The organism is Hyphomicrobium sp. DMF-1, from assembly GCF_027886585.1.
GTDB lineage: Bacteria > Pseudomonadota > Alphaproteobacteria > Rhizobiales > Hyphomicrobiaceae > Hyphomicrobium_C > Hyphomicrobium_C zavarzinii.
The window spans coordinates 850,286-862,670 of the sequence record NZ_CP115706.1; the positions used below are offsets into that span (position 1 = coordinate 850,286).

The 12,385-nt window shown below is 61.2% G+C and carries 11 protein-coding genes; 6 read left to right on the forward strand and 5 right to left on the reverse strand.

The window, feature by feature from the left end; all coding sequences use genetic code 11:
• Nucleotides 1-54 precede the first annotated feature (54 nt).
• The gene (ppk2, locus tag PE058_RS03780) at nt 55-831 is read right to left on the reverse strand and encodes a polyphosphate kinase 2 (RefSeq protein ID WP_271029889.1); all 777 of its coding nucleotides are present in this window, start codon (nt 829-831) and stop codon (nt 55-57) included.
• 41 nt (nt 832-872) lie between these two features.
• Nucleotides 873-2,057 (reverse strand): thiolase family protein, encoded by a 1,185-nt coding sequence (locus tag PE058_RS03785; protein ID WP_271029890.1) that lies wholly within the window; start codon nt 2,055-2,057, stop codon nt 873-875.
• A 1,177-nt stretch (nt 2,058-3,234) separates the two neighbouring features.
• Between PE058_RS03785 and PE058_RS03790 the strand changes: the two genes are divergently transcribed.
• From PE058_RS03790 to PE058_RS03810, 6 genes are all read left to right on the forward strand, one after another.
• Nucleotides 3,235-3,792 (forward strand): sigma-70 family RNA polymerase sigma factor, encoded by a 558-nt coding sequence (locus PE058_RS03790; RefSeq protein WP_271029891.1) that lies wholly within the window; start codon nt 3,235-3,237, stop codon nt 3,790-3,792.
• On the forward strand, nt 3,789-4,430 hold the full coding sequence (locus PE058_RS03795; RefSeq protein ID WP_271029892.1) for a DUF1109 domain-containing protein: 642 nt from the start codon (nt 3,789-3,791) through the stop codon (nt 4,428-4,430). The genes PE058_RS03790 and PE058_RS03795 overlap by 4 nt, the downstream gene beginning before the upstream one ends.
• 266 nt (nt 4,431-4,696) lie before the next feature.
• A complete protein-coding gene (locus tag PE058_RS22050; RefSeq protein WP_442908673.1) occupies nt 4,697-5,113 on the forward strand; it encodes a CopL family metal-binding regulatory protein in 417 nt (138 codons plus the stop codon).
• Nucleotides 5,114-5,220: 107 nt separating this feature from the next.
• Nucleotides 5,221-5,616 carry a FixH family protein gene (locus PE058_RS03800; protein WP_271029893.1) on the forward strand — a complete coding sequence of 132 codons (396 nt, stop codon included), beginning with the start codon at nt 5,221-5,223 and terminating at the stop codon, nt 5,614-5,616.
• Between the two features lie 5 nt (nt 5,617-5,621).
• Complete coding sequence (locus PE058_RS03805; RefSeq protein ID WP_271029894.1) at nt 5,622-7,058, forward strand: efflux RND transporter periplasmic adaptor subunit; 1,437 nt, start codon at nt 5,622-5,624, stop codon at nt 7,056-7,058.
• On the forward strand, nt 7,055-10,219 hold the full coding sequence (locus PE058_RS03810; RefSeq protein WP_271029895.1) for an efflux RND transporter permease subunit: 3,165 nt from the start codon (nt 7,055-7,057) through the stop codon (nt 10,217-10,219). Before PE058_RS03805 ends, PE058_RS03810 begins: the two co-directional genes overlap by 4 nt.
• Nucleotides 10,220-10,371: 152 nt before the next feature.
• Here PE058_RS03810 and PE058_RS22055 read toward each other — a convergent pair whose 3' ends face one another.
• From PE058_RS22055 to PE058_RS03820, 3 genes are all read right to left on the reverse strand, one after another.
• On the reverse strand, nt 10,372-10,947 hold the full coding sequence (locus tag PE058_RS22055; RefSeq protein ID WP_442908674.1) for a S26 family signal peptidase: 576 nt from the start codon (nt 10,945-10,947) through the stop codon (nt 10,372-10,374).
• On the reverse strand, nt 10,944-11,153 hold the full coding sequence (locus PE058_RS03815; protein WP_271029896.1) for a helix-turn-helix domain-containing protein: 210 nt from the start codon (nt 11,151-11,153) through the stop codon (nt 10,944-10,946). Before PE058_RS03815 ends, PE058_RS22055 begins: the two co-directional genes overlap by 4 nt.
• Nucleotides 11,154-11,424: 271 nt before the next feature.
• Nucleotides 11,425-12,357, reverse strand: a complete 933-nt coding sequence (locus tag PE058_RS03820; RefSeq protein ID WP_271029897.1) for a DUF2493 domain-containing protein — start codon at nt 12,355-12,357, stop codon at nt 11,425-11,427.
• Nucleotides 12,358-12,385 lie beyond the last annotated feature (28 nt).

Below are 12,385 nucleotides of genomic sequence, written 5' to 3' on the forward strand. Positions count from 1 at the left end.
GTGAGCCGCCAGTGAAAGTGGAAAGTCGCTTACAATACAAAGAAAGACGGCGTCTTAGTCAGCGATCATCCCGCTTTTGAGATGGCTTTCATCGAAAAGAGAAACGAGATCGGGATCCGGCAGCTCGCCGTGGCGGTTCTTTCCGTGGAACTCGCATCGCGAAAGCAGGTCCCGGATAACGTTCAGCCTTGCCGCCCGCTTGTCGTCGGCGCGCACGACAATCCATGGGGCGAACACGCCATGCGTCCTCGAGAGCATCTCGTTGCGCGCCTCGGAATAGTGTTTCCAGTGCTTTGTTGCCTTGGCATCGATCGGACTGAGCTTCCACTGCCGAAGTGGATCCTTTCTGCGACGTAACAGGCGCTTTTCCTGCTCCTTTCGGCTGATATCGAGGTAGTATTTGAGGATTGTGAAGCCGCAGTGCGCAAGCAATTGCTCGAACGTCGGCACCGTCTGCATGAACTCGTCATACTCCTGCTCGGTGCAGAAGCGCATGACGCGCTCCACGCCGGCTCTGTTGTACCAGCTCCGATTGAAGAGAACGATCTCTCCGGCGATCGGAAGGTGCTCCACGTAACGCTGAAAATACCAGGACTTGCGGTCTCGGTCGGATGGAGCTCCAAGAGCGACGACGCGCGTCTCGCGGGGACTCAAATGCTCGACGATGCGCTTGATCGTTCCGTCTTTTCCCGCCGCATCACGGCCTTCGAAGATCAGGAGGACCTTCTGTCCGTTCCTGATGACATGCTTCTGGAACTTGACGAGTTCGACCTGGGCACGGTGGAAGGCTCGCTCGTATTCCACGTCATCGTCGTCTTTCGGAGTGGGCATAGTCGAAGTACCTATTGGCAACCGTGGTCAAGGAAGGTTCATCACGACCGCTCAAGCGCCAGCGCGACGCCCTGTCCGCCTCCGATGCACAGCGTCACGAGCCCCCGCTTGATACCCCCACGGCGCATCGCATGAAGGATCCGTGTTGTCAGGATCGCGCCAGTGGCGCCGATCGGATGGCCATGGGCAATGGCGCCGCCCTCGACATTGACGAGATCTTCGGGCAGCCCGATTTCGCGGATAAGCGCAATCGCGATGGCAGCAAAGGCCTCGTTCACCTCGGCACGCTCGATATCGGCAAGGCGCCAGCCCGCACGCTCGAGCGCTTGCCGAACCGCCGGTACGGGGCCGAGACCGAACATGCCGGGATCCACCGCGCCGACGCCATAGGAAACGAGGCGCGCGAAGGGCTCGAGCCCGTGCTTTTCAGCCCATTTCGCGTCGGCAACGATCATCGCGCCCGCGCCCGCATTGAGGCCTGGAGAATTTCCAGCCGTGATCGTCCCGTCTTTGCGAAACACGGGCTTGAGCTTTGAAAGGGATTCCGCCGTCGTCTCGGGCCGATTGTGCTCGTCTCGGTCGAACGCCGTTGGCTGTTTCTTACCGGGCAGCGCGACGGAAACGATCTCGCCGTTAAAATGGCCCGCGGCTTGCGCCTCCGCAAAGCGCTTCTGCGTTCTCAGCGCCCAGGCGTCCTGGGCCTCCCGGGTGACTTGGTACTTGGCGACGAGGTCCTCCGTGTGCCAGCCGGAGTGCTGACCGGAGAAGGCGTCATTCAAACCGTCGCGCAGCATGCTGTCGTAGATTTGCGCGTCCCCCATGCGATAGCCCCATCGGCCTCCGGCCATCAGGTAGGGCGCTTGGTCCATATTCTCCATGCCACCCGCGATGGCGCAGGAGACGTGGCCAAGCATCACCTCCTGGGCGGCAGTCACGATGGCCTGCGCGCCTGAACCACACACGCGGTTTACCGTCATGGCGGGCACTTCGACGGGCATACCCGCGCTGCGCATGGCTTGCCGCGCCGGATTCATTTTTGCACCGGCCTGGACGACCTGCCCCAAGACGACTGTGTCCACGTTTGCCCCGGCGAGCTTGGCGCGTAGGAGCGTCTCCCTGATAGCGACGCCACCGAGATCCGATGCCGGGACTGCTTTCAAAGAGCCGCCGTATGTCCCGATCGCCGTACGAACAGGAGCACAAAGAACGACGTTGGACTTGGCCATACGGAGAACTCCAATTTGAGCGGCCAAGACGATCCGACTTCAGGACGCGTCAGAGAGCCCTGAGCGTCCCGCCTGAATAAGGTAGCGAGTAGGGGCAACGTCGTTTCTCATAGACTTCTGACGCGCTGATCGCACACGCAAGACAAGGTGGCTCCCAATCCTAAAGAGCATGCAGCACTCGCTTTTGGACGGTCAGGTTGATCCCAGTCAATGGCGTAACAAAATGTAATGGTTCAGCAATGGAACGAAACACATTGAGCTTCGAGCCCGACGCCTGCTTCATGACGAGCCGGATCACAAGACCCACCGCTCGCATATCCTGGAAAGGACCGTGATAGGATCGATCGTCCATGCCGTAGCGCTCAGGTGCTCGCATCGGCTTCGGCAGCCGGAATTTTCGAGCCGGCTCCCCTTGCGGGAGACCGGCTCGCACAAATGCCCCGTATGCTAGGTGCGCGAAGGGGATTTCGGCTGCGAGGCCGCGTCCCTGCCGCTACGCGGCAGGCCAACATGATAGCCCGGTTTGTGGTGAGCGAGCACGATTTCGGGCCTATCAGGCGAAGTAGCCGCGCTAACCTTCAGAGACGCCCGTGACGTCTGTTTCTCCAACGCCGGCACGCTTGGGGCTGGGCCCCTAACTTGACTATGCTGCGCGTCGTGATGCCCACGCTTCGAAGCTTGTTTTGCCTTCTTTGAAGCGATCGAGACACGATCATTGTGCTCGTGCGGAACCGCGTAGGGCGCACCCTTGTAGGGAAAACGCCAAACAGGCTCGGCCATTACCTGACCGGCGACGGTACTGGTCAGAAGGGCGGCGGCGGCGAGCTTCAAAATGAAGCGGGGGAAAGCTGTATTTGACATGTCCTGTTGTCCTTGTGTTATCGCACGCGCCCCGCTCTGGGACGATCATGCCGATGCAAGTGAGTTCGAAACAGAGACGCGTTCGGTTACATGGCTCGCATGAAAAAAGGCGCCATGCCGATAGAGGAAAGCAAGCGCACCAGGACATGACTCAATGCACAAGCCCGTCGACCTCCCGTCGATCGCGCTCGGATTTCGCTCGCTTGCCCTGGCCAAATCCGCCCTCGCTCAAACCGATCAAATATTTTTTGAAGGTCTGTAACCAAAAGCCGCTCGAGAACGAATAGACTTGTAGAAAGAGATACAGGGACTGCCAGTGACCGCGAACGAGGCCGAGCTAAAGCAATTGATGATGGCCGGCCTCGAAGGCGATTCGGCTGCATATCGCACTCTTCTCGACCGGCTGAGCCGGCTTCTGCGCGGCTATTTCAGGAGCAGGTTGGCCCGCATCGGAAGAGAGGCCACAGAGGCAGAGGATGTGATGCAGGACGTGCTTATGGCGCTACACACCCGGCGGCATACTTACGATCGCAACGAGCCGTTCATGCCGTGGGTGTACGCCATCGCCCGCTACAAGCTTATCGACCATCTGCGGCGCACGCGCGCCGCGTTGGCCAACGTGCCCTTGGACGATGCAAACGAGCTTGTCGCTCGAGAGGATAGCGCCGGAGCGGAAAGCGGGCACGATCTGCACGCACTTTTGCGCGAGCTCCCGGACAAAATGCGACGTGCGATCCAGTGCGTGAAGCTCGAAGGATTGAGCGTAGCCGAGGCGGCAGCGCGATGCGGCATGTCAGAATCGGCGGTAAAGGTGAACGTACATCGGGGATTGAAGCATTTGGCAGCGTCCATTGGGCGGGAGAAGAGAACGTGAAGACGGACGATTTGATCACCTTCCTCAGCACGAACGTCGAGGCTGTCGACCGCCAGCAAATCGCGCGGGAGATCCTTGCAACGATCGCGATTGGTGCGATCGCGGTGGTTGGCGTGATATCGGTCGTGCTTGGCGTTCGCGCGGATCTGTCGCAAACAGAACCGTTGATGTTCTTACTGTCGAAGCTTGCGTTCGCGGCGGGAATTGTCGTCGTGGCTTCAATATGCCTTATGAGGATGGCCCGCCCAGGCGGGGAGGAACGGGTGTCGATTGCGTGGATAGCATTGCCGTTTGTCGCAGTGATGCTTCTTGCTGTAATCCGCCTCGCGTTCGCTCCTGCGTCACACTGGAACACGATGATCATGGGAGATCAATGGCTCGAATGCCTGCTCTCCGTTCCCATCATTGCCGTTGTGCCGTTTATAGCCGTAGTTTGGGTCATGCGGAGGATGGCACCGACCAACCTTACACGAGCCGGCGCTCTCGCCGGGCTCGTCGCTGGTGGTTTGAGTGCAGTCGGCTACGCGCTCCATTGCACCGACGATTCACTGCCGTTCGTTGCCTTGTGGTATGGCGGCACAATGACCCTATGCACCTTTGCCGGTGCGAAGCTCGGACCCCGCCTCTTGCGATGGTGAGCCATCCCTCTCCACTCGTTGCGCGCACTGACTCATGCAATTTGAGATAAGGCATCCGCCTCTTGGGATTCTGAGGTCTGCTAAATGCGTGTTTCTAACCCAAGTATATTGACCACCGCTTTTCAGAAGCGAGATCAAATCCAGAAGCCGTTGATATGTATCAAGGCTTATTTGTCAGCTAATATTGTAAAAATGAGGTCATGGATCAGCCACTGTTGACGAATTCACGTCAGGAGCCCTTAATAGAGCACGACTTCGGAGTCTGAATGCGCTTCATCCGGTCCGTACTTGTAGTCTTGCTCGTTTTCAGTCTCGCGGTGCCACCTGCGGTGGCTAAGGTTGGCTTTGCCCTTAAGGAAGGGCCCTCATCCTCTCGCGAGACGGCGGCCCACAAGATGGCGGCGATGCCGGATTGCCACCATGCGATGCAAGAGCGCGCTCAGCACGAGCCCGCGCAGCACACGCCATCGAGCCACAAGCCTGCAGGTCACAAGTGCCCCGACTGCGACAAACACGGCTCGTGCCAAACAGATCTATGCCAGCTCAAATGCTTCAAGGTGCTGGGCGCTGTGCCTGACGAAAGCCGCGCAGCGCTGATCGTCTCACAGCGATATGATTTTCTCGTTCTGCTGGCCGCCGAGCCACTGAGCTGGAAACCGCGAATACCCCCTCCCCGAAGGTGAGATTGCCATCGCGCTTTGGCGCCGCGAGCGTTGTGGCTTGCGGCCGCTTGAACGTGTCCGCGCGCCATTGAGCGCGCTCTGCAATCTCATTCGGGAAGGACCAATCCATGAGCAACTTCAAGACGGCCCTGGCTACCGCCGGGCTTATCGCGCTTTCCGCGCTCTCGTTCGCCCGTGCCGCCGCCACGGACTATGAGTTTCAGCCGCTCACGCAGACTGTGAAGAGCGGCGCCGGCTCCGAGCTCGCCGTGCGCCTCGTCGACAAGCGCACGAGCACACCGGTTTCGGGTGCGGTGGTGTTTCGTACGCGCCTCGACATGTCTCCGGACGGCATGGGCGAGATGGAAGCCAAGCATGAGCCTTTGGCTTCGGCGGAGGCCGGGATCTACCGATTCAAGGCCGATCTGACGATGGCCGGCCGTTGGGCCCTCAAGCTTCAGGCCAAGGTTCCCGGTGAGGCGGAGACGATCGAAGGCTCCGTCATCTTTCAGGCGAAGGACTGAAAGCCATGATCAGGATGCTCGTCCCGGGAGCAGCGATTGCGCTGCTCCTCGTGAACGCCGATACCGGCATTCGTCTGGTGACCGGCACTGCGGCGCAAACGGCCATGGCGCAGACCCATGTCCATGATCAGTCGACCTCCGGCGAGACCGATCGCAAGGTGCTTTATTGGAAGGACCCCGACGGCAAGGCGGATTATGCGCCGGCTCCGACGAAGACCAAGGACGGGCGTGATTTCGTGCCCGTCTACGAGGACGAGGAGACGACCCTCGCCCCCGAGCCGTCCGCTGCGGCGCCCGAACAGGCTGAAAGAAGGGACCGCAAGATATTGTTCTATCGCAATCCGATGGGTCTGCCGGATACGTCGCCCACGCCTAAGAAGGATTGGATGGGAATGGACTACATTCCCGTCTACGAAGACGAGGACCAGGGCGGTGCGAGCGTCACGGTAAGCCTCGACAAGGTCCAGCGGTCGGGTGTGCGCACAGAGGAAGCCCGCATGGTCAAGCTCGTGCGGCCCGTTCGCGCGCCCGCCATCGCCAAGCCCGACGAACGGTCCATGCGCATCGTGTCCTTGCGCGCCGACGCCTTCATCGAGAAGCTCTACGTCAACGAAACGGGCCAGAGCGTCACGGCAGGCGAGCCGCTGTTCCGGCTCTACAGCCCGCAGATGGTAACGGCGCAGATCAACTACCAAGTCGCCGCCCGCGACCGGACGGGAACAGGGACGAGAGGAGCGGAGCAGCAGCTCCAGAATCTCGAGGTCCCCTCATCGGTTCTCGATACGCTCCGTAGCACCGGCGAGCCCGTCATGTCGATCGACTGGCCTTCGCCGGTCTCGGGCGTTGCGATGGAGAAGCGCGTCGTCGAGGGTCAGATGGCGCGCATGGGCGACGAGCTGCTTCGTTTCGTCGACCTGGAGACTATCTGGGTCATCGCCGATGTTTCTGAGCAGGACCTCGCCGCTGTTGAGATCGGGATGCCGGCAAAGATCCAGTTCAAGGCCCTGCCTGACGAGCCTTTCGACGGCCGTGTCACATTCATTCTGCATGAGATCGATCCGGCGACGCGCACGGGAAAGGTCCGCATCGAGGTAAAAAATCCGGAGCATCGCATCAAGCATGAGATGTACGCTGATGCGGAGATCGAATCGGGCGCGAAAGAACGGGAGCGCCTCGCGGTTCCTACCTCCGCCGTCATCGACAGCGGCAACCGGCAGGTCGTTCTCGTCGCGCGCGGCGAAGGTCGGTTCGAGCCGCGAGCCGTGAAGCTCGGCGCGAGAGGCGACGAACTCGTGGAGATCCGCGAGGGTGTGGCTGCGGGCGAAAAGGTCGTGGTCGCGGCAAACTTCCTGATCGACGCGGAAAGCAATCTCAAGGCAGCCCTCTCGAGCTTCTCCGGAGACGCGGCCCAAACACCCGCACCAGAGGAGCAGCCGAAATGATCGCGCGCCTCATCCGCTGGTCGGCCACGAACCTCGTTCTGATCTCGATCGCTTGCATGTTCGCTGTCGCCGCCGGAATCTACGCCGTTCGCCACGTGCCGCTCGATGCGATTCCCGATCTCTCCGACACCCAGGTCATTGTCTATACCGAGTATTCAGGTCAGGCGCCTCAGGTCATCGAAGACCAGGTCACCTATCCGCTGTCCACCGCGATGTTGTCGGTGCCGAGATCCAAGGTGGTTCGCGGCTTCTCGTTCTTTGGCGTCTCCTTCGTCTACGTCATATTCGAGGACGGCACGGACATTTATTGGGCGCGTTCCCGTGTGCTCGAGTACCTGTCCGCCGCGGCTCGCAATCTTCCGTCCGGCGTGACGCCGTCGCTCGGCCCCGATGCGACCGGTGTCGGCTGGGTCTACCAGTATGTCGTCATGGCCGCGAAACGCACCCTAGCCGAGCTTCGCTCCACCCAGGATTGGCAAGTGCGTTTCGCGGTCGCCCAGGCGGATGGCGTCGCCGAGGTCGCAAGCGTCGGCGGTTTCGTGCGGCAATACTCGGTTGTCGTCGATCCGCGGCGGCTCAAGGCCTTCGGAATCCCGTTGACCAAGGTGCGGGAGGCGATTCAGCAGTCAAACATGGACGTGGGAGGCCGCGTCATCGAGCTGGCGGAGACCGAGTTCATGGTGCGCGGCCGCGGCTATCTGCGCGGGTCCGCCGATCTCGAGACCATCGCACTCAAGGCGGAAGGCGGCACACCTGTTCTGCTGCGCGACGTGGCCAGAGTGGAGCTGGCGCCCGACGAGCGCCGCGGCGTCACCGAGCTCAATGGCGAGGGCGAGGTCGTGTCCGGCATTGCCGTGCAGCGCTACGGCCAGAACGCCTTGTCGGTGATCGACAACGTCAAGGCGCGACTCGCGGACATCGAGGACAGCCTGCCGGAGGGAACCGAAATCGTCCCCGTCTACGATCGTTCGGATCTCATCCGCCGCGCCATTGCTACGCTGAAAACTACGCTCATCGAGGAAAGCGCCATCGTTGCGCTCGTGTGCGTCGTCTTTCTTTTGCACGTTCGCAGCGCGCTGGTGGCCATCATTACGCTTCCGCTCGGCGTCCTCATTGCCTACGCCTGCATGTATGCGCTCGGCTTGTCCTCAAACATCATGAGCCTTGGCGGCATTGCCATCGCCATTGGCGCCATGGTCGATGCGGCCATCGTCATGATCGAGAACGCCCACAAGCATCTGGAGCGCGCGCCACCTGGCAAGCCGAGAACCGAGATTCTGATCGAGGCAGCGAGCGAGGTAGGCCCCGCGCTCTTCTTCTCGCTGCTCATAATTACCGTGTCGTTCCTGCCGATCTTCGCCCTGGAAGCTCAGGAGGGGCGTCTGTTCCACCCGCTCGCGTTCACCAAGACCTTCGCAATGGCGGCGGCTGCGCTGCTGTCTGTCACCGTGGTTCCCGCGTTGATGGTACTGTTTGTGCGCGGGCGTATCGTCTCCGAGCGCAGCAATCCGGTGAACCGCTTCCTTATCTGGATCTACCGTCCCGTTATCAAGGGCGTGCTCCGAGCCAAGGGACTGACGATCACCCTCGCCTTTGTCGTTCTTATGGTCAGCGTGTGGCCCGCGATGCGCCTCGGATCGGAATTTATGCCGAGCCTGAACGAGGGCACACTGCTCTATATGCCGACCACGCTGCCCGGCCTTTCCATCACGAAAGCCAGCGAGCTCCTGCAGACTCAGAACAAGATCATCAAGTCCTTCCCGGAGGTCGAGAGCGTCTGGGGCAAGGCCGGCCGTGCCGCTACCGCGACGGATCCTGCCCCCACCGAGATGTTCGAGACAGTCATCAATTTGAAGCCGGAGACGGAATGGCGGAAGGGTCTCACACTCGATAGGCTTATCACTGAGATGGACACGGCGCTGCAGTTCCCCGGCGTGTCAAACGCATGGACCATGCCCGTCAAGGCCCGCATCGATATGCTTGCAACGGGAATCCGTACGCCAGTCGGCGTCAAGGTGCTCGGCCGCGATCTTTCCGTTATCGACGGCCTCGCGCGGGAGATCGAGGCGGCGATCAAATCGGTGCCGGGCACGTCGAGCGCGTTCGCCGAGCGCATAATCGGCGGCTACTATCTTGAGATCGAGCCTGATCGCGAGCAGCTCGCACGCTATGGGCTCATGATCGGCGACGTTCAGCAGGTCATCGCATCCGCGATTGGCGCCGAGACGATCACGACTACAGTCGAAGGTCGCGAGCGATATGGCGTCAGCCTCCGCTTTCCCCGCGACGTGCGCTCCAATCCGGACGCAATCGCGCGCGAGGTCCTCGTGCCGTTGCCGAACGGTGCGTCCATCCCCCTGGGGCAAATTTCTCGCGTCAAGCTCACGCAGGGCCCGGCCTCGATCAGAACCGAAAATGCGCAGCTCGCCGCCTACATATTCGTAGATGCCCGCGACCGCGACCTCGGCAGCTACGTCGCCGACGCGCGCCGCGCCGTAACCGAAAGAGTGAAGTTCCCGCCCGGCTACTACGCAGTCTGGAGCGGGCAGTTCGAATACTACGAGCGGGCCAAGCAGCGGCTCCTGCTCGTCGTTCCGGTCACGTTGCTGTTAATCTTTCTGTTGCTCTATCTCAATTTCCGCCGCGTCGCCGAAACTCTAATCGTGATGTTGTCTCTGCCGTTCGCGCTCATTGGCGGACTTTGGCTCATGTGGTGGCTCGGGTTCAACCTGTCAGTCGCCGTCGCCGTCGGATTCATAGCGCTGGCGGGCGTCGCGGCGGAGACAGGTGTCATCATGCTGATCTATCTCCAGCACGCGCTCGATGAGCGCCGCCGCATCGCCGAGCAGGAGCGGCGCAATCTTACCCACAGCGATCTGCACGCCGCCATCATGGAAGGTGCCGTCGAGCGCGTGCGGCCGAAGATGATGACGGTCGTCGCGATCATGGCCGGCCTGTTGCCGATCCTGTGGAGCCACGGCACCGGCTCGGAGGTCATGCAGCGCATCGCCGTCCCAATGGTGGGCGGCATGATCTCGTCGGCAATCCTAACGCTCGTCGTCATCCCGGCAATCTATGCGGTCGTCCACGGAGCGGCATTGAAGCACCAAAAGACAGCACATTCGGTCAGTGCTCACGTCGGCTCTTTAGATAGTTCCTGAGGTAAGGTGTTTCGCCGTCAGACAACATCCTTTGGCTGCACTTCGTTTGTGTGCGAAACAGGATTCGCACACTCCGGCGAGTTCAACTCACCTGAGAGACGTTACTCAGTAAGCGAATAATATTTCTGCGATACCTAAGACACAGGACCAAATTACCGAGACGTGCCCATTTGGGCACTGAGACACGGGGTGGTTAAATCCCTGAAACGAATGGTCGGAACGGGGGAGATTGAACTCCCAACCCCAGGCCCCCATACGGGAACAGCGGTCCCGATGACGTGCCTGGTATGCAGGGGACCGAAATAGCGGCTGTCGAAGCTCGCCGGATGATCTGCCAGCAGGAAGACTTCGCCGTCCTTGACGATGCGACACCCTTGCCAAGCAGGGAGTGGCTCGCTTACGGTTGCAGCACGGGCAACGAGTTGACCCCGCAAAAAAACGTGGGCTCCGAACCGGCAGACGCGGTCGCCTACGGTGCCAGCGACCGGCTTGATCAGCAGCGCCGAGCGCGGAAGGTATCCGCGCTGATCCGCGAACTGTGCGATTGCGTCTGGAAGGCGGACCAGAGCAAGTTCTTCGAAGTTGGGGCGTCGTTGCACGGCCCCGTAAAGCCCAGTTTCCACGCTGGGCGATACGTTCCAGACAAAAAACACCATTGTACCCTGAGGCGCCGGCGCCATCAGAAAGGCAAGCCCGATGCCCATACCGACCATAGGGCGTGTCCTCATGGCTTGCGTCCTGATGACGATTGCCGGCGGGCGCGCTCGGACCACTCGAGCAACTCCTTGCGGTGATAGAAAACTCGGCCACCGTGCTTGCGGAACGACGGTCCGCTGCCCTGCCAGCGCATGTTCTCGAGCGTATGCGCCTTGAGCCGCAGAAGCGCAGCGGCCTCCTCGGTCGTTAGTAGCGGCAACCTTTTGAGCGTGGCCATCTTGGGACTCCCGACTGAGTTGGTACTGCCGGGAAGGGTGGCGGGAAGCCGCACGCATGGGGAGTGTCGTTTGTCGATTGATGGGAAACGCCACACCACGCTTGCAGATCTCGTACAGAAGGAAACCCAACCGCCGATGGCATACGTTGATTGTTCCCTGCACGGCATGCTTTCTGATCCCAGCCCCTGTTCGTCTGGCGGGCCACCTTGCTTGGGACACCTGAAAATAGGCGTCCAGAAAACAGTTGCTATAGAGGACGCGAAGCGGCGCCTAAGTGCCGCCGACTTTGCGAAGGTCGATGAGCGGGATGCCGAGCCTGCGCGCCTTGTCAGCGAAGTTGTCCTGGATTCCGTTGCCAGGGAAGATCAGCGCACCAATTGGAAGCACGGCAAGGATCGCATCGTTGCGCTTGAACGGCGCCGCCTTGGCGTGCGCGGTCCAGTCGGGCTTGAAGGGGATGTGCGGCACCTTGCGCTGGTCGGCCCAGCAGGCGGCGATGCGCTCCGCGCCGGTCGATCCGCCTCCATGCAGGAGCACCATGTCGGGATGCTTCGCGTGCACCTTGTCGAGGCGGTCCCAGATCAGATGGTGATCGTTGAAGTCAAGGCCGCCTGACAAGGCGATCTTCGGACCCTGCGGGAGCATGAGTTCGGTCTCGGCGCGGTGCCTCGCGGCGAGGAAATCGCGGCTGTCGATCATGGCCGCGGTCAACGTGCGGTGGCTGACCAGCGATCCCGCTCGTGGCAGCCAGACGCTGCCGGTATGGGTTGCGAACAGCTCGGCCGCCTGGTCACGGAACAGCTCCATGGCGTTGCGACGCTCGATCAGGGTGAGCCCTTCGGCGATAAGCCGTTCGAGCTCAACGGAGCGAACCTCGGAGCCGTCCTGGATGCGCTGGCTCTTCTTCTGCGCCCGCTCGTTGCTGTCGAGGGTGCGCTCGATGCGGCCAACGGCGCGGTGGAAGAGATTGACCGTCGACCAGAGCAGCGACTCGAGATCGGGCTCGAGACGCGTGTCGCTCATGGTGGCGACCAGCGCATCGAAGATGTCGGCCACGGCGCCGGCGACGGTGTTGCCGTCGGGCAGAGGCCGCGGATCGGACTCGTCGTCGAAGGGACGGTGCGCGTAAAGCTGGAGCTCGGCGAGGACGTGATTGGTCGCCGACGACGTATGTGGGGGCTCCAGGTCGAGGCTGCTGGTCATGGGAGGGCTCCTGTGCCGGTTTGGCCGC